General features: G+C 36.9%; 13 protein-coding genes. 3 read left to right on the top strand and 10 right to left on the bottom strand.

Features of this window, described 5'->3' with window-relative positions; genetic code table 11:
* Positions 1 to 73: 73 nt before the first annotated feature.
* Positions 74 to 799, top strand: coding sequence for a 16S rRNA pseudouridine(516) synthase (locus HMPREF2885_RS02360; RefSeq protein ID WP_001235082.1), 726 nt, complete (start codon positions 74 to 76; stop codon positions 797 to 799).
* A gap of 40 nt (positions 800 to 839) precedes the next feature.
* Here the strand turns inward: HMPREF2885_RS02360 and HMPREF2885_RS02355 are convergent, their stop codons facing one another.
* From HMPREF2885_RS02355 to HMPREF2885_RS02345, 3 genes are all read right to left on the bottom strand, one after another.
* On the bottom strand, positions 840 to 1,073 hold the full coding sequence (locus tag HMPREF2885_RS02355; protein WP_001088138.1) for a hypothetical protein: 234 nt from the start codon (positions 1,071 to 1,073) through the stop codon (positions 840 to 842).
* A gap of 85 nt (positions 1,074 to 1,158) precedes the next feature.
* Positions 1,159 to 1,539 carry a rhodanese-like domain-containing protein gene (locus HMPREF2885_RS02350; RefSeq protein ID WP_000158124.1) on the bottom strand — a complete coding sequence of 127 codons (381 nt, stop codon included), beginning with the start codon at positions 1,537 to 1,539 and terminating at the stop codon, positions 1,159 to 1,161.
* Positions 1,536 to 1,769, bottom strand: coding sequence for a YqgQ family protein (locus tag HMPREF2885_RS02345; protein WP_044135604.1), 234 nt, complete (start codon positions 1,767 to 1,769; stop codon positions 1,536 to 1,538). The genes HMPREF2885_RS02350 and HMPREF2885_RS02345 overlap by 4 nt, the downstream gene beginning before the upstream one ends.
* 102 nt (positions 1,770 to 1,871) lie before the next feature.
* On the opposite strand from HMPREF2885_RS02345, the gene HMPREF2885_RS02340 reads away from it, so the two are divergent.
* Both HMPREF2885_RS02340 and HMPREF2885_RS02335 read left to right on the top strand, forming a co-directional pair.
* On the top strand, positions 1,872 to 2,780 hold the full coding sequence (locus HMPREF2885_RS02340) for a LysR family transcriptional regulator (protein ID WP_001222586.1): 909 nt from the start codon (positions 1,872 to 1,874) through the stop codon (positions 2,778 to 2,780).
* 54 nt (positions 2,781 to 2,834) lie between these two features.
* Positions 2,835 to 4,637 carry an N-acetylmuramoyl-L-alanine amidase gene (locus HMPREF2885_RS02335; protein WP_398578105.1) on the top strand — a complete coding sequence of 601 codons (1,803 nt, stop codon included), beginning with the start codon at positions 2,835 to 2,837 and terminating at the stop codon, positions 4,635 to 4,637.
* Positions 4,638 to 4,668: 31 nt separating this feature from the next.
* Here the strand turns inward: HMPREF2885_RS02335 and HMPREF2885_RS02330 are convergent, their stop codons facing one another.
* The 7 genes from HMPREF2885_RS02330 to HMPREF2885_RS02300 form a co-directional block, all read right to left on the bottom strand.
* Complete coding sequence (locus HMPREF2885_RS02330; RefSeq protein WP_033583511.1) at positions 4,669 to 4,986, bottom strand: hypothetical protein; 318 nt, start codon at positions 4,984 to 4,986, stop codon at positions 4,669 to 4,671.
* Positions 4,987 to 5,213: 227 nt separating this feature from the next.
* Positions 5,214 to 6,083 (bottom strand): DUF6287 domain-containing protein, encoded by an 870-nt coding sequence (locus HMPREF2885_RS02325; protein ID WP_070656958.1) that lies wholly within the window; start codon positions 6,081 to 6,083, stop codon positions 5,214 to 5,216.
* A 416-nt stretch (positions 6,084 to 6,499) separates the two neighbouring features.
* A complete protein-coding gene (locus HMPREF2885_RS02320) occupies positions 6,500 to 12,931 on the bottom strand; it encodes a S8 family peptidase (RefSeq protein WP_070656957.1) in 6,432 nt (2,143 codons plus the stop codon).
* A 431-nt stretch (positions 12,932 to 13,362) separates the two neighbouring features.
* On the bottom strand, positions 13,363 to 14,148 hold the full coding sequence (locus tag HMPREF2885_RS02315; RefSeq protein ID WP_018371200.1) for an ABC transporter permease: 786 nt from the start codon (positions 14,146 to 14,148) through the stop codon (positions 13,363 to 13,365).
* 1 nt (position 14,149) lies between these two features.
* Positions 14,150 to 14,968: an ABC transporter permease gene (locus tag HMPREF2885_RS02310; protein ID WP_033583508.1), complete on the bottom strand. Its 819-nt coding sequence runs from the start codon at positions 14,966 to 14,968 to the stop codon at positions 14,150 to 14,152.
* A gap of 1 nt (position 14,969) precedes the next feature.
* A complete protein-coding gene (locus tag HMPREF2885_RS02305) occupies positions 14,970 to 15,962 on the bottom strand; it encodes an ABC transporter ATP-binding protein (RefSeq protein ID WP_033583507.1) in 993 nt (330 codons plus the stop codon).
* A 371-nt stretch (positions 15,963 to 16,333) separates the two neighbouring features.
* Positions 16,334 to 17,266 carry an alpha/beta fold hydrolase gene (locus HMPREF2885_RS02300; protein ID WP_050589076.1) on the bottom strand — a complete coding sequence of 311 codons (933 nt, stop codon included), beginning with the start codon at positions 17,264 to 17,266 and terminating at the stop codon, positions 16,334 to 16,336.
* Positions 17,267 to 17,379 lie beyond the last annotated feature (113 nt).

The raw sequence follows: 17,379 nt of genomic DNA, 5'->3' as shown, positions 1-17,379 counted from the left end.
AATGTTTTCACTCTACTTTTCTAGTCAAGGCAACTCTTTTCAAAGTCAGAGACTTATGATAAGATAAGCTGGTATGCGTTTAGATAGATTATTAGCCCAAGAAATGATCAGTCGCAAGGCTATGAAACAGGCACTCCTGAAAAAAGAAATCCTAGTAGATGATTGTCCAGCCAACTCCCTCGCTCAAAATGTCGATACTGGATTGCAGAAACTAGTTTTTCAAGGACGACAAATCCAAGGATACAAGCACACCTACCTCATGCTTCATAAACCAGGTAGAGTGGTGACAGCCAGTCAGGATAAGGACCTACCAACCGTCATGGACCTCCTTCCACCTGACATCCAGTCTGACCAGCTCTATGCTGTCGGCAGATTAGACCGTGACACGACGGGACTGCTCCTTCTGACAGACAATGGACCTCTTGGTTTTCAGCTCCTTCATCCCCAGTACCATGTCGATAAATCCTATCAAGTGGTGGTCAACGGACTGCTCACACCAGAACATATCCAAAAATTCAAAGATGGGATTGTCTTTTTAGACGGGACCACTTGTAAACCTGCTCAGCTCGAAATTCTGTCCTCAAGCCCAACAGAGAGCCGGGCCTCCATCACCATCTCAGAAGGAAAATTTCATCAGGTTAAAAAAATGTTCCTCTCAGTTGGTGTCAAGGTGACTGCCCTAAAACGCGTCCAATTCGGTGACTTTACATTAAACCCAGAACTAGCAGAAGGGCAATACCGTCCCTTGAATCCAGAGGAATTGGAAATCATTAAAAACTATTTAGAAAAAAGTGGATAAAAGAAAAAAGCTTTATGTTTAAAGCTTTTTTCTTTTTTGCTTATCTAAAAACTATTGCGATTGCTAGAATCCAGTTAAGAACAGAAACTACAAGTCCTACGATATTGAGAATTTTTTCTGTTTTATAGTCCAGTCCAGATTCTTTTTGGTATGAAAAAGCCAAGACCAATCCTATAATCCCCAAAATCAGACCCACTATTGGAGATAGCAAACCAAGGACGATAGATAAGATACCTAAAATAAGTGAAGGTTTTTTCTTTTGTTGTGAATTCATATTACAAAATCTCCTTAAATTTAATATAAATGATGATACCATAAAATGCTAGCTTTATCACTCATTCGACAGTTTTTACAGAATGTTAGCTTGTCTTGATCTTCCCTTTCCAAGAATCCAATCCATAAGAAAGGATATAAATCTCAGAAAAACCTTGTTTTTTCAAATAAAGTGCGGCATTGGTCACTCGTTGTCCGCGTTGGTTTTCGTAGAGAAGGACAGGTTTATCCTTACGAAGGGCTGCAAGGCTTGACTTCAACTGATTTGAAGGAATATTGCGAGCTCCGAGGATATGTTTTCTGTGAAATTCTGCTGGTTCACGGACGTCAATCAATTGCCCTTTCCGAATCAAGTCTTCAAATTCCGCATTATCCACAATCTTAGCCGCACGACGAATACGAAGGTAGTTATACCCCATCCATGCCACCATCGCTAATACGATTCCCCAAACAATCCAAATTGTCATAAGTTCTTATCTCCATTTTTCTCTATGTAGTCTAATTCTATCTTGTGCTCTCTACGAAGAACAGCTTCCGCCTCTAGATAGTCTAGCTTGTCCATCAGACCTGCATCATAGATCCGAGAGAGTTCGAGCTTCATCAGTTCAATATCATACAAACGCTTCCCCATGTAAACAATAATGCCAAATTGTTTGAGAAATTGCTGCACATCATAGAATGTTTTCATAGCTTCCATTTTAGCAGATTCTAGACTTTTTTTCAATACTGGACCAGCTCTTTCCCCCTATTTTCTTCGTCTTCATTGCCCATTCTTCCGCAAGTATGGTACAATAAAAACATGAGAATTCAACAACTACACTATATTATCAAAATCGTCGAAACTGGCTCTATGAATGAGGCAGCTAAGCAGCTCTTTATCACCCAACCCAGTCTCTCTAATGCTGTTCGAGACTTGGAAAATGAAATGGGCATTGAAATCTTTATCCGCAATCCCAAGGGCATTACCTTAACCCGTGATGGGATGGAGTTTCTCTCCTACGCTCGCCAAGTTGTCGAGCAAACGCAGCTTCTGGAGGAACGCTATAAAAATCCTGTCGCCCACCGCGAACTTTTCAGCGTTTCCTCTCAGCACTATGCCTTTGTAGTCAATGCCTTTGTCTCTCTGCTCAAAAAAAGTGATATGGAGAAATACGAGCTCTTCCTTCGTGAAACTCGGACTTGGGAGATTATCGATGACGTCAAGAACTTCCGTAGCGAGGTCGGTGTCCTCTTTTTAAACAGCTACAACCGCGATGTTTTAACGAAAATGCTCGATGACAATCACCTCTTAGCCCACCACCTCTTTACCGCTCAACCCCATATCTTTGTTAGCAAGACCAATCCTCTAGCTAAAAAAGACAAGGTCAAACTGGCTGATTTAGAAGATTTTCCTTACCTCAGTTACGACCAGGGGACGCACAACTCCTTCTACTTTTCAGAGGAGATTCTTTCACAAGAGCACCACAAGAAATCCATCGTAGTCAGTGACCGTGCCACCCTCTTTAACCTCTTGATTGGTTTGGATGGTTACACCATTGCAACAGGGATTTTGAACAGCAACCTCAACGGAGATAATATCGTTTCCATTCCGCTGGACATTGACGACCCGATTGAACTGGTCTATATCCAACATGAAAAAACCAGCCTGTCTAAGATGGGCGAACGCTTTATCGAATACTTAGTAGAAGAAGTTCAATTCGATAGTTGAACAACTCTAAAACATATTTTATAATATGTTTTGGAAAATAAAAATTGGAGAAAAATGTTGAAAAAGTTAATATTAGTAAGTACCATCGCACTCTCTATCACAGGATTGCCACAAGCATCAATATCAGCAGAAGAAAACACAACTCAATCCACATCTGCTGTCAAGGAAGCAATTGCCAAAGAAGAAAAGAAAGAATCGAGTGTTGAGGAAAACTCTAAATCAGAAACTCTTCCGAAAGTAGATGTACAAGAAGACAAGCCTAAAAAAGAAGGGTGGTACCAAGAAAATCAAAACTGGCGCTTTTACCAAGATGATAAGCCTGCTTTGAATTGGAAACAAATCCAAGGAAAATGGTACTACTTCGATCAAGATGGAAATCGTCTTCATTCTACTATCTACAAAGGCTATGCCTTTGATCAAGATGGTGTCATGATAGAAAATAGTTGGACCAAATTGGACAACCAATGGTATTATGCTAATTCCTCTGGACGACTAATTCAGAACACCTGGAAAAAAATTAACGGCTCTTGGTACTATTTTGATCAAACTGGAAGCATGCTCAGCAACACCTCCGTTGACGGCTATCTTCTCACAAAAAGCGGAGCTATGGCAGAAAAGGGTTGGACTAAATTAGACCAAATTTGGTACTATGTCGCTCCTTCCGGAAAAATTTTGCAGGACAAATGGGAGAAAATCAACGGTTCTTGGTATTACTTTGACAAAGACGGTGGAATGCTGAGTGCGACAACCTTCAAGGGCTACCTCTTTAACCAGAGCGGAGCTATGGCAGAAAACAACTGGGTCAAAATCAAGGATACTTGGTTCTATGCGAACGGGTCAGGTAGATATGTCCAACAAAACTGGCAAAAGATTCAGGGTTCCTGGTACTCATTTGACCAGAATGGTGGAATGCTAGCAGACAAATGGAAAGAAAGCTACTACCTTAAAACCAGTGGAGCCATGGCGGAGAATGAGTGGATCTTCGATAAAGCCTACAAGAGCTGGTTCTATCTAAAAGCGGATGGTCGTTATGCAAATCAGGAGTGGATTGGAGCATACTACCTCAAGTCAGGCGGTTACATGGCAAAGAGCGAATGGATTTACGATAACTCTGACAAAGCACGCTACTACCTAGATGATAATGGACATTATGTTTCAGGAACTTACAAGATAGACGGTAAGGAACACCTGTTCCAAAAATACGGCCAATGGATTTCTGAAGTTTCAACTGAAGGTGGATTTACAAAAGGCCTATACAGCAATACCATTTTCCTAGATCCTGGGCATGGTGGTCGAGATTCAGGTGCCTTTTACTACAATGTCGCTGAAAAAGATCTCAATATGCAAATCTATCGTAAGCTTCGTACTAAGTTAGAAGAACTAGGCTACAAGGTCCTCACTTCTCGTGATAGTGATATTGACGTTGATTTTGTTACCGAACGTTCTCGTATGGTTAATAAGACCAACTCTGATATTTTTATCAGTATTCACTTCAACGTTACTGGTAATACCTACTCAAAAGCAAGCGGTATTCAAACCTACTCCTATAGCGATGAACCTGATTACCCAAGTAAGATTAATAAATACTGGCACAACCATCCTGATCGCATTAGTGAAAGTAAGCGCCTCGCTGCTGCTATCCACTCCTCTCTCTTAGCCGAAACAGGGGCTAAGGATGCTGGTCAGTTAGAAAGAAGTTTTGCCGTCCTACGCGAAACAGCCAAACCAGCCGTCCTCCTTGAACTTGGTTATATGGATAATTTCACTGAAAGCCAACAAATCAGAGATAGTCGCTACCAAGATAAACTGGTCGCAGGCATTGTGAAAGGAATTCAAAAATATTACGCTGGTAAATAAAAATAAAGTCTCGAGAAACCTCGAGACTTTTCTATTTGTCTTCTTTTTTATCTTTATCAGGAAAGAGATAGCCAATGCCTACACAAGCTAACACACCGGCACCAATCACCAAACCACTTGAAATTGGCAAGAGATCCAAAATAGCATTTGCAATGATAAAGGCAATAATCAAACACATCAGACTAGCCTTATAGTCTTTTTTCAAAAGATTTTCTAGAGTGAAATAGAGGAACAATCCTACCGGAATCAGTGACCAGAGGTTGACATCCAAACTTGGCCAACCAACAGAACCGAAATACAATACTAGCGCTGCTGCTACTAAAAATACAAGTCCCAATAATTTTTTCATTTTTATGTCTCCATTTTCTTTTTTATTGACTTGAGTTGTCTGATACTGACCCCTCATGTCCCTTACATGAACCATTATAGCAGAGGAATTTTTCAAGAACAAGCCCTTTTGCCTATCTGGTCTCTATCTCAGTCTAAGTGGTTGAATATTACCGACAACAAAAAAAGAAGCCTAATTAAGGCTTCTTGATTCTGCCGATTGCAACAGTATTTTTGAACGAATACAATCTAGTTTTTCTTTTCCTTAGATTCTAGAGAAGATTTGATTGCTTCACGCTCAGCCTGTAGTTGAGCTAAATTCTTCTCCTCTTCATCAAGTTTACTGGCATCTGGTTTCACACGATAATAAACATCTTCTGGTTTCATTAACATCGCTTCATATTGTTGTCCAGAAAAAAGTCTTTCCTCAGCATGATTACTTTTATCCGTAATCTTTCCATCATCAGCAGGTTGCATAACAACACCACTTGGCACAGCTACTACTACAAATCCTCCAGCAACAGAATCTTTTACCCATGCACTGATAGACGCTGTCTCAGAGTTACGACTATCTTGTCCTTTTGATACCTTTAATCCAACTACAGATTCGTACTTTTGATCATTTGTAAACCAAGTCGCATCTACTTCTCCAGAATCATTAATAATGTATTCATTGCCAGATTGACTACGCCAAGTGCCTTCTAAACTAGACAAATCATTGTTCTTGATTGCTTCAATATCTAGTTTTAGAACAGCAGTTTCTTTCTTCAACTTGCTAACTAGTGCTTCTGCTTCCGTAATTTTGGTATCTAAAGCAGTCAGTTGATCCTTGAGTTTCTGAATTTCCTCTTGTTTATCCTTATCAGTTTCATCTGTTTTTCCTTGGCTTGTAGACGATTGACTTGTTGTCTCGTTAGTTGAAACTGAAGACGATGCTTGATTTGGCTCTTTCTTTCCAATCAGAAGATATGAGAAAATACTTACCAAGATGAGAGTGACTAAAACAGAGAGTGCTATGCCAATATAGATTTTTATATTTTTATTCGGAGCCGACTTTGATTCAGACCGCTTAGGTCCATTGATCTCTTCAAATTGTTTTACCCATTCTTTCTTATTCATAATTTTCTCCTTTTGGATTGATATTCAGCCAAGCTTACGATACTTCATTCGTTACTATCCATGAACTTTTATGACTTTTAAAAAAAATCCAAGCAAAAATTTCTAGAATAAATAACTATAAAAATATCTCTAGATTGGTATCAAAACAAGTATTTATTACAATACATTATACCACAAAATATAAACAACCGTTTGTATTTATATTTTTATAAGCCAAAGAAATGGATTTTAAACAGAACCCATCTCCATTAGAAAAAGCCTGTCCTGAAACAAGGCTTTTACATATATCTCTTTCAAATCTCCCATTTTTATAGAAATCTAAATAATATATTTCTAAATCAATATTTTCACAAAACTATGTCATCACCTCACTATCTAATCTCAGTACATAAACCATTTTTTCTATGGCTTTTGTCTTAATCTTGATTTTTTTTCTTCAATCCAAGAAAAGCTCCTACTATAAACATGATTCCGGCAGCTAATAGTGTCTGGGCTCCGCTTGCTGTTCCGGTTTTTGGCAACTCATTAGGATTGTTACTAGTTGATTTACTATTGATGTTGGTATTTTTATTAGTTAAGTTCCCTTGTTCATTTAGATAAACGTTCTTGTTAATTTCAAAGTTTTTATCATTTTCATCAGAAACAATACTGTTGACATCATTAGTTGAATTAGATTGTGTTTTTTCTTTCTTTTTCGATACATCAAAAGTAGGTTTATTTTCCTCCTCCTTTTTCTCCTCTATTTTCTTGAATACAGGTTTTATAAAGGTATCTTTTGATAGATTAATAACATAGCCGGAGTCTTTTTTCCCTTCGAAACCAGAAATTTCCCAACCATCAAATTGGTATCCTTTTTCTAATTCACCCTTATAGACAGGTAACATAAAATCTTCTTCCGACACTATCGTTGAACTCATTTCTTTTCCATTTTGAATGGTCACAGTTACTGTATGAGGATTTAGTTCACTTACCTCTCCCGTATCTTTGTTTAAAATGAATTCTTTTACGGTTGTATTTCTTGCAAAATCTTTTACAACAATCTTAATGTTTAGTGTCTTTTCTGTTAGTTGTTTAATATCATCAAATGATTTGTATTCTTTTCCATTTACATAAATATGTTGTTCTTGAATCTCACCATCGAATCCATTATTTCTTTTATCATTGATGTCAAAGACTACAGATTTTCCATTAGCATATTCGATACTAGTATTTCCTTTAGGATCAATGCTTACTTCAGGTTTTACATTATCATATAAAAATTGATAGTGTACTCCAACTGCTTTTGCATTCAAATCGCTATAGCCAGTTTGAAGATAAACATTTCCATCCATATCTGTTACCTTATCTGGAAATCCGTTTGCTTTATAGTCTTTCATTCCCCAGTCCATGATGTCACCGTCTTTAACATTAAGCTTAATGTTAAAACCTCTAGTGTTATCAATGTGTAAATCTCCGTAGATTAAATAATTGTCTACAACCGATTCATTAACTCTCAACTCCCAGTTAAAACCACCCTTATCAGAAATCTTACCTCTTAAATAGAATTCTGGATTTCGTACATAAATTTTATTAGTTTTAGATGGATTAAAGTAGTTCTTGTCCATTGAAAGATTTACTGGTTTTGCATCAATAAATAACGTAGAGCCATCTTCTTTTATAGCTTCGACGTTGGACTTATCTTCTCCAGTGTACTCTTTACCATCCTTACCAAATAATACCAGTTTAGAAGGATCTGTTACAAGATTGCCATCTTTATCGATTGCCTCCCCTTTATCATTCATTTTAAATGTAAACACTTGATATCTTACAATGTTAAAGCCGTCCAAAGCCGACATTAATACTGATTGAGTACTTCTTCCATCTTCAACATTTCTACTATCAGCATAAATTGTTGTTTCTGATAAGACTCTTAGATTAGGATTGGCCTTTTGGATTTTTGCTATATCTTCCTGGCTATAAACTCCATTCCCTTCTAACATATCCGTTTTTCCAGGATTATAGGTAGTCACTTTTAGTGCATAGCCTTTTCTTAGAATGATGTTATCCTTTAATAGATATTGTTGTTTTTCTGAATCAGAATAGATTTTACCAGATTCCATTTCCGTTAAATTGTTTGGTTTATTTTTTGAAAGATCTCCTTCTCCTAATTCTATTACATTCCCATAACTTGATGCATACGGATATTCTGTTTTAGTTTCCTTATTTTTTTCAGGCATTCTAATTTTAGTTTCAGCTTTTATCTGATCATCATCTTTAACAAAGAATCTCATATCTCCTGCAAAAGCTAATCCATCCACAATATCATTAATATTAGCGTACAAATCAAATGTCATCGTTTTCGAATGTGAATCATACTTGGTCGTTTTGATTTCTATCGATTTATAATTATTGCCATAATATACCTTGGCATTTTTAGAAACATTACTGATCTTTCCAAGAATTTCAAAGTGTCCATCTTTAGACGGGTTTAGAATGCCATAAATTTTTGATTTGATTTCATCAAGTTTTTCAGTTTCATATTCTAAGGCACTACCATCGTCATATGCAATGATATTTCCCTTATCATCGTATTTATAATCGTATTCCTCTATTCTCTTACCAGTTTCACTTGTAAAGTCATCAACTTCTCTAAATTTCTTTTTAATGAGTTTCTTTAAATCTTTGCTTTCAAAGTCTCTAATTGTTGAAATTGTTTTATGAATAGTCAAGCTAGATTTTTCTTCGGTAGCCTCTTCATTTTCTTGATGATGTTCTACTTCCGTTGTATCTTTTTTAAGACTATCCTCTTTTCTATTTTCTAAATTTTTAAATTTAGATTCGGAAATCTCGCCAAGCTTTTGGTATTTAGATGAATCTTGATCAGGATCTACTAGATAATAGGAAATCATCCCATTTTCATCAGCATGATCAGCAAATTTAATTCTATGAATCTTTGTGAAATTGCTAGAACCGTCTAATGCAATCACTTCAATGATTTTGCCCCTTAAATCTCCTGCACCTTTAATTTCATAAATGGTGTTTCCGTCTTTGTCAAGTTTCCTATTTCTTCCTTGACCCTCACCTGCATAAGTGACCTCAAGATTTTTCTCAACCTCTCCATCTTCATTAACAAGAGCGGCGCCAGCATACCAAACTTCGTTGGCAATCTCGTCAAATTTTTCAGGATGTTCTTTTTGATCTCTCGCAAATAGCGTTTCATTCTTGTATTGCTCTTTGACCTTGTGATAAGTATCCTTTGTAATCAACTTAATTTTTTCAGGGTTTGAAAAATCAATTGAAACAATCTTTGGAGGTGTGTTATCAATTTTTACAGGAATATAGGAAACCTGCCATGGATAATCCTTGGTTAATCTATATTTAAATTTATAGAAATATTGGCCTTCCGCAATCGGTTCAAATTGTCCTCGTATCTTAGTAGCAGGATCTTTTTTGTCATTACTTTCTGGGGCATTTTCTTCTCTACCTCTTGGGTTATAAATGAGTCCATCCCATTTCAAGTCACCCCAAACTTTTAGCTTAGAAGATTTAATGCCCTTTGCATCATTTCTTTTAGAGTTTAAAATTCCTTTAATAAAGTGTTCTCTCGAAATGACTTTTAAGTCTATTTGATTTTCTCCTTCTTTATTTGTATTTACTATTGAAATCACTCCTTCTTCTGCACTTCTTAATACAAGTGGAGAAGGCGTTAATCCTCTCTCAAGTTGAGCATCTTGAGGATTTCCATTTGAATCTAAAGGATAAATTTTAGCAATATTAGAACCACTCGTTGATGGTGCGTTGATTCCTTCGTTATTGAAAGCAAATAATTCTGGATTTTGATCTAGGGATGTTGTATTTTTATCTTTTCTGTTTTGTATAACTCCTGCTGGATTAAATTTATCTATACCATGTTCTCCACCAATTCCCTTATTTAAGGTACCTGGAATTTTTGGTTTACCATCGTCATCATAACCTTCCATCGCTTTTGATTTTGACCCTTCTTCCCAGGCCCATTTATCAAGTATTGGTTCGTGGTTCCAATTCCCAGCAAATCCCATTAGAGGCATCGATAGAGATGGTTGGAAATTTGTTTTCTTCCCGTTGGAGTTTAGAGCTTCCATTTCTTCCACTGACTCAAAATGAATAAATGATTCTACAAATTTATTTTTGTTTTTAGCCTCTCCAACATTTATAACCGCATTTAAATCAAAGCTGGAATTTGGACCTATAGTGAAAGTGTCATGCTCAAATGTGATATTTGCTCCTTTGACTTTTTCTGGGTGAATTTCTGGAACAATTTGCTTCCCGTCCGGAGATTTTTCATCTTTATATGTTTCATCGAGTTTTAGCCTATCAGTTAGAGCATCTGTAGTTACAGTTGATGCTGAAACTTTAAAGGTTAAAGGTCTATTTGAGGTATTGTGAAGCTTGATTGTAAAGTATTTTTTATCACCTTTTATTTCTTTAAGAGAAATGGAACCATAAGAGTTTACCAAACCTTTAGAATCCGTGTTTTTGAAAGTCGCTACGACTTCATTTCTCAAAGCATTGGCAACATTAATTAGCCCCGCTCCCTGCTGTCTAGGTGATGCAAAGTATTGGCTTTTTTCTTTCCAAGAAGTTGCGTCCATCATAGGTCCTGCAGTATTTTGTAGCGCTATTTTTGTAAGACTTGTAAGGTCTATTTTGTCATCTCCCTTAAGATTTTTCAAGACAGGTCTTTCAAGCAATTCCTTTAATTTTGGTCGAATCAAAACAGTAGAAGCTGCTACGATTGGAGTTGCCATGCTAGTTCCTGACATATAACCATAAGTAGATTTACCATTGATAACATTTAGAGTAGATTTAATATTTTTACCAGGTGCTGAAACATCCGGTTTTAAAAGCAAATCTGTTCTTGGCCCCCAAGATGTAGACCCTGCTGGAACGATGATATCTTCTTTATAAAGTTCTTTGTCTGTGTCAGGTGCAAAATTAAAGTCAATTTCTTTTTCATCACCTACATTCGGTTTATTAGAATTATAGCTTTCCATATCAATTGGATAGTATTGTTCTAAGTTATCTTTAAAATCTTCCTTATTATTTCTTTTGACTTCAGTTTTTTTATCAGGGTTAATCATGTTCCATAATTTTACACCATCATCTCCTGAAATTGAAAATACTTGACTTTTAGTCCCTTCATCCGCTTCATATCCCATAGCTGGAAGGTCTGTCCAATTATCTCTATTGTAGTAATTTACAGTATTTACAACCATAATGGCACGTGCGCCTTTATCCATAGCTCTTTTAAAAGCATCTTTTAAATCCTTGGTATAAATTCTATCCATTACTGCAATTTTGCCCTTAAGATCCAATCCTATCAAATCTTGGTCTTGACCTTTGCCTATATATACAAATTTTAATGTATTTGGAGTTTTTGACCCATCCTCATTTGTTAGGATTTTATTTTTATCGAAAAAAGCCCCTATATTTCTGTATTTAAAACTTTGTCCTCCAATGTTAACCTTATCAAACTCAATGGTTTGATTCTTAGCAGAAGCGACCGCTATCGCATCTTCATGTGCGGCAGTTCGTGTTACATTTCCAGTATCTGTCATTTTCAGATTATTATTTGCTACTAAATCCCAAGAAGAACTTGAAGCAGAAGTCGCAAAGTTACCTGTAGCAACAACCATTGGGATTCCTGCTTTTCTTAATGCTCTAATAGCCTCCCAATATTTCTCGCCTACAAGACCGGTTCCTGTAAAACCAGATGATACCGAAACAACATCGACATTGTGTTTGATCGAATCTTCAATAGCATGAAACATTGTTTCATCACCCGCAAACCCAGATCCTGCGTCAGAGTACATTTTATAAGAGAAAATTTGTGCATTAGGCGCAATTCCATCTATGCCATTAAAGTTCTTGATGTCTTTTTCAGTATCATTTCCAGCAAGAATCCCTGCAATATGCATCCCATGTGGGTCAAAATAATCCCTACCATCATCATATTTTTCTACAGTGATTTTACCACCATTATAATAATTGAACGCATGAGGGATTTTATCACTCAACCAATAATTTTTATCAGTGCCTTTTAAGTCTTCTTTTTTAAATTTCATTGAGTCTTTGGCATCATCATCAATCCTCATAGCCTTATGCCTATAATCTGTTCCAGTATCGATATTTGAAATGACCATACCTCTACCATCAAAATTTTTCCCAAATGGAGCATTAATAGACTTTAGGTAATCAATAGCTTCCTCAACTCCAATTTCCTTTCTGGCATGATTCATCATTGGTTGGACTTTTTGTGATCGTTCAACCGACGAAACACCTTCTATTTGTTTAATTTTGTCCAAATTTTCTGGAGTTGTTTCAATGGCAGCGCCATTAAAAATCGTATTATAGGTATATAAAACTTTTGTATCCTTAAGATTTGATAGTTCCTTAATTACTTTTTCTCGAGATTCTTTATCTTTAAATTCAGCAATATAGACAAGTTTATCTTCTTTTTTCGGATTTTCTGTATCTTTATTTACAAATGAGTTCGCATCATCTCCTTTGGATTGATTGGAGTCTTCTTTGATACTTTCTACTTCGTTACTAGTTTTTTTGTCTATCTCAGACTTTCTACTAACAACTTCTTTTTCCTCAATAACTGTTGTCTTCTTCTCTTCAGTATCCTTTGAAGTTTCTATAACATTATGAAGTTCTTCAGATTGTTCATTGTTTTCTGTTTCTTTATCTGCTACTACTTTTTCTTTATCAGAAATTCTTAAAGCATCTTCAGAACTAGGTGCATCTGCTAAAATTACCTCATTGGGGGCATATGCTGCTAAAATAACTGCAGCAGTAGTTAATGACAATACCGTACTTTTTTTCATTATAATTCCTTCATTTTTTATTTTAAACCCAATAGATAGAAAACTTTAACTTTGCTAGCCTTTGTTATAAAAAGTTTTATGACGTATTATCTAGTGGGATAGAGTAGTACATTTATATATAATTGTTAGCTCTCTGAAAAATAGTATATCAATTAAAAAAATTTAAGTCAAGAAAAATTAACCCAGGTTAATTTTTTTTTTAATCCATGTTAACAAAAAATCTAGTCAATAAATTTTATAGTTAACTGGGTGCAATATAAACTCATTCTTACCATCAAAAATATTATCAATTAACTGAACTAACTACCAAAATCGCAAAAAGGGGGGATAGATACAACTTATACCTCAATAAATATGCAAAAACAACCGCTATAATTTTCAACGGTTGTTTGTAACATATTTAATTTTTAACTCTCATCCTATCTTATATCTTAAGAACCCGCACTTTCGTAGGCATCCAAGCCCCTGTCCCAGAGTTTTAAAGAAATAACAAAGAAAACAAGGGAAATCAAAATCAACCCACCAATGTTAAAGAGCCCGTCTTTGTCCTGCAAGAAATAGCTGGCAGGATAGTAGGCCGTAAAGGCGAAAGGCACGATAAAGCTAATCAACCAACGAAGGAGCGAATTGTAAATGGAAATCGGATACTTGGCAAAGTCATTAAACATATAGAAAATGTAAATCATGGCTCCTGACTGCTTGGTCCAAAAAGCGATACTGGCAGTCGCGATTTTCAAGGAAGTATAGATCAAGGTCGCAAAAGGAATGCAGACTAGAAAAATCAGGAATTTTGGAAGAGTCCAAGCAATGCTTGATACTGTTGTCGCTAATAAAATGCCACCGACCAATAGTTCGCCCAGGGCATCAATCTGAAAGGTCTCAACCAGAATGTGAAAAAGAGGATTAATAGGACGCGTCAGGTACTTGTCAAACTCTCCTTTTCGCACCAAACGTTGCCCCAGTGCCCAGAGATTGTCAAAGAAGAGATGGTCCAATCCCTTGGGAATCAAAGAAAAACCATAGATAAAGGCGATTTCTTGAAAAGTCCATCCTTCTAGGGATGGAATATGTTGAAAGATGACATTGAGAAACAAGAGGTTCAAGCCTTGGGTCAGGAAAACACCTAACACACCAACCACAAAATCAACCTTGTATTCCATGATTTGCTTGATGTATTGTCTGATAAAAATCAGATGCATGCGTTGATATTTTTTCATACTAACCTCCCTGAATGGTGATGAATGACTGGACTCGTTTCCAAATCAACTGAGACAAGCCCACCATCACTATAAGCCAGAAGAACTGGAGCAAAAGCGCTTGAAGAATTTGACTGGCATCGTATTTCCCAACGATAATCATGACCGGAGTATAAATCAAGGATGAAAAAGGCAAGAAGGACAAGATATCAGAAACAATCTTTGGAAAGAAAGCCAAGGGAATCAAACTTCCAGACATAAAGGCCACTATTGAAGTCTTGAGGAGATTGGAACCCCATAAATTTTTAAATACAAAGGCTGAAAATCCAAAGCAGATATTAAAGAAAAAGTTAATCAGATAAGCCAGAGTTAAGCTAAAAAGATAAAGGACAGTTAATCCCAGCACTTCTACCATCCCTTGTCCAGATAAGATTTTCATCAACACAATAACACTTAAAAATGGCAGTCCTACACTGACAAAAATCAACCACTTGGAACCAAGCTCGGTGAAGAGATAAGAGGCCGCAAAATGCACTGGTCGCAATAAGCGCATGATAATGGAACCATCCTTGACCTCCTCACCAATCATAAAGGAGCTATCTGACCTGGTCAAAAGATTAGTCACAAAACTCATAATGATGTAGAGGGTGATATCTGCCATGCTGAAGCCCTGAATCGAAGAATCTTGCGAGGAATCAAAGACCGCCTTCCAGAGATAGAAAGCCACAAAAGCCCCCATGACATCGCCAATCCGATAGAGAATAAAGTTGACTCGATAAGTGATCAACTCCTGAACACCTGCATTGATAAAGGGTTTATAACGTCTCCACAATTTGACCATCTTAGAGCTCCTTTCGGTAGAAGCGACGGATAATATCCTCAATATCCGTATCCAACATCTTCAAATCGCGAATTTCAAAATCAGACAGGGTTTGCTTGATAATATCAGCTGACTGGTAGCGGGAACTATCAAATTCAATATTGAGGCTATTTCCTTGTCTATCAATGGTCATATCAGGCAGGCCTTCATAGTGAGAAAGGAGATGACTTTGACCTGGTACCAGTTCAAAAGAAAGAGTCTTCATCTTGCCAAAGGTTTCCTTGAGCTGGCTAACCGTTCCATCAAAAATCTCTTGCCCCTTGTCAATCATAAAAATCCGATCACAGAGTTGCTCAATGTCACTCAGGTCATGAGTGGTCAAGAGAATGGTTGTTTCTTCCTCCTGATTGATTTGGGTGATAGCCCGACGAATATTGTCCTTGACCGACACATCCAAACCAATGGTCGGTTCATCTAAAAAGAGAACCTTGGGATTATGAAGTAAGGAAGCCGCAATGTCCGCACGCATCCGTTGACCCAGTGAAAGAGTGCGCACGGGGTCCTTGATAAATTCCTTCAAATCCAAGACTTCATTTAAAAAGTCCATGCGCTTATGAAAGAGCGAGTCTGGCACATCGTATATCTCTTTCAAGACCGTATAGGTCTCTTGCAGAGCCAAATCCCACCATAGCTGGGTGCGTTGTCCAAAGACCACACCAATATCCTTAACATAATCCTGACGATTGTCCTGCGGAATCTTACCATTAATCCGACAAAAACCAGATGTCGGTTTCAAAATCCCTGTCAGCATTTTGATGGTTGTCGACTTCCCAGCACCATTTGCCCCGATAAAGCCTAGAATTTGGCCTTTTGGAACCTCAAAGGTTAAATTCTTGACCGCTTCAAAGGTCTGTTTTTCAGGATGAATAAAGGAGCGCAAAGCTCCCTTCAAACCAGGTTCCTTGACTGTCTTCACAAAATTTTTCTGAAGATGTTCCACTTCTATCATTGCCATAAATCTCTCCCTATAGCAAGGAATAGCAACATTGTATTTTTAACTACAAATATCTAAATCCTTACTTTCTACAACTTCTACATTTTATTATTACAGAAGGCTTTATACCAACCTATTATAGTCCAATAAAAACTAGAATGCAAGCGTTTGCCTATGGATTATGAAATTAGAGATTTCTCTCTTAAAATAATACTTTGAAACAAAAATTCTGATTTGATGATTTCCTAGAACACTAAAAAACCCTGCCCATTGGGCAGGGTTTTTGGTAAGAAAAAGAATTTTTTTTAATCGAAAAAATTCACGATTCTACTGTTAATCCTTCAGCATTTAATTATTGTCATCAGTCTAAAATTAAAATGATCTCTAAACCATCAATTACTCTTTAAAAAATCTTCAATCTGAGAAACTATTTCATGACTTTGATAATGATAGAGGTCGTGAGGCGCATCCATATAGACGACTTGAACATTAGACTGGTCGCTTATAAATCTCTCTGCATAACGTTGCCATTCTGATTGGCTAAAACTAGTACCTTCACCGTTAGACACCAGTAATAAGGTGGGAATTTTCGGATTGATGCTAGAAGTAACTTTCTTGGCGTTTTCCTTTACCGTTTGAGATTCATGAAGCATGGCTTGTGACATCAACTGCTTATAAGCTAGAAATCTATATTGTTTTCGTTCAGTTTCAGTCAGAGTTTGATTTTTTATATAAAAAGACTCAGGGAAGTAGCGTAATAAACCAATCTTGCTGCTCCAATATGCCACAGTGAGCAAGGTCTGATTATCCTTTAAATTCTCATAACTTGACGGCAGTGCCCAATCCAGACCAATCAAGGCTTTCACTTCATTAGGATATTTCTCCTGCCAAGCCAGACTCTCAAGACTCGCTATGGAATGAGACAGAATGATAAACGGCCCTGTGATATTTGCTTGCGAAAGAGCTTGGCGAGTCTCAGACAAAACCTCCATCACATCTCTTGAATGATTGCTATCATCACTATAACCATATCCCGCTCGCTCCACGATGACTACCTTATACCGTTTCGATAAGGATTCCGATACATTTTTAAAGTCCAATATGGGAGAAGCAATACCAGCACCTGAGAGAACTACTATAGTCTCAGGTCCATCCCCTTCAACGTAAATATTTATTTGATGTCCATTGACAAGAACTTGTTGTCCCATAGGTGATAGTGAGGCTTCTTCCTTTTCCAAACTGATACGGTGAAAGATGAATGTAGCGAGTAAAAACAAAAGAATGAAACTAAGAATGCCAAGAAACCATTTTTTCAGTATTTTCATAGCATTATTGTACAAAAAATAGAACCTTTTAGCAACTTAAGATTGGTTCTTCTACAGTATATTCGCTATATATCCAGACACAAAAAACCCACCCAATGGGCAGGTTTCATCTG

It is taken from the genome of Streptococcus sp. HMSC062H02, assembly GCF_001813005.1.
Classification (GTDB): domain Bacteria; phylum Bacillota; class Bacilli; order Lactobacillales; family Streptococcaceae; genus Streptococcus; species Streptococcus oralis_S.
Note: the sequence above shows the minus strand (reverse complement) of the source record. Positions and strands in the feature narration are given on the sequence as shown.

Bases quoted from the DNA above. Each gene is read 5' to 3' on its own strand.
- HMPREF2885_RS02360 (WP_001235082.1), top strand. From the start codon at position 74: ATGCGTTTAGATAGATTATTAGCCCAAGAAATGATCAGTCGCAAGGCT.
- HMPREF2885_RS02355 (WP_001088138.1), bottom strand. From the start codon at position 1,073: ATGAATTCACAACAAAAGAAAAAACCTTCACTTATTTTAGGTATCTTA.
- HMPREF2885_RS02350 (WP_000158124.1), bottom strand. From the start codon at position 1,539: ATGACAATTTGGATTGTTTGGGGAATCGTATTAGCGATGGTGGCATGG.
- HMPREF2885_RS02345 (WP_044135604.1), bottom strand. From the start codon at position 1,769: ATGGAAGCTATGAAAACATTCTATGATGTGCAGCAATTTCTCAAACAA.
- HMPREF2885_RS02340 (WP_001222586.1), top strand. From the start codon at position 1,872: ATGAGAATTCAACAACTACACTATATTATCAAAATCGTCGAAACTGGC.
- HMPREF2885_RS02335 (WP_398578105.1), top strand. From the start codon at position 2,835: ATGTTGAAAAAGTTAATATTAGTAAGTACCATCGCACTCTCTATCACA.
- HMPREF2885_RS02330 (WP_033583511.1), bottom strand. From the start codon at position 4,986: ATGAAAAAATTATTGGGACTTGTATTTTTAGTAGCAGCAGCGCTAGTA.
- HMPREF2885_RS02325 (WP_070656958.1), bottom strand. From the start codon at position 6,083: ATGAATAAGAAAGAATGGGTAAAACAATTTGAAGAGATCAATGGACCT.
- HMPREF2885_RS02320 (WP_070656957.1), bottom strand. From the start codon at position 12,931: ATGAAAAAAAGTACGGTATTGTCATTAACTACTGCTGCAGTTATTTTA.
- HMPREF2885_RS02315 (WP_018371200.1), bottom strand. From the start codon at position 14,148: ATGAAAAAATATCAACGCATGCATCTGATTTTTATCAGACAATACATC.
- HMPREF2885_RS02310 (WP_033583508.1), bottom strand. From the start codon at position 14,968: ATGGTCAAATTGTGGAGACGTTATAAACCCTTTATCAATGCAGGTGTT.
- HMPREF2885_RS02305 (WP_033583507.1), bottom strand. From the start codon at position 15,962: ATGGCAATGATAGAAGTGGAACATCTTCAGAAAAATTTTGTGAAGACA.
- HMPREF2885_RS02300 (WP_050589076.1), bottom strand. From the start codon at position 17,266: ATGAAAATACTGAAAAAATGGTTTCTTGGCATTCTTAGTTTCATTCTT.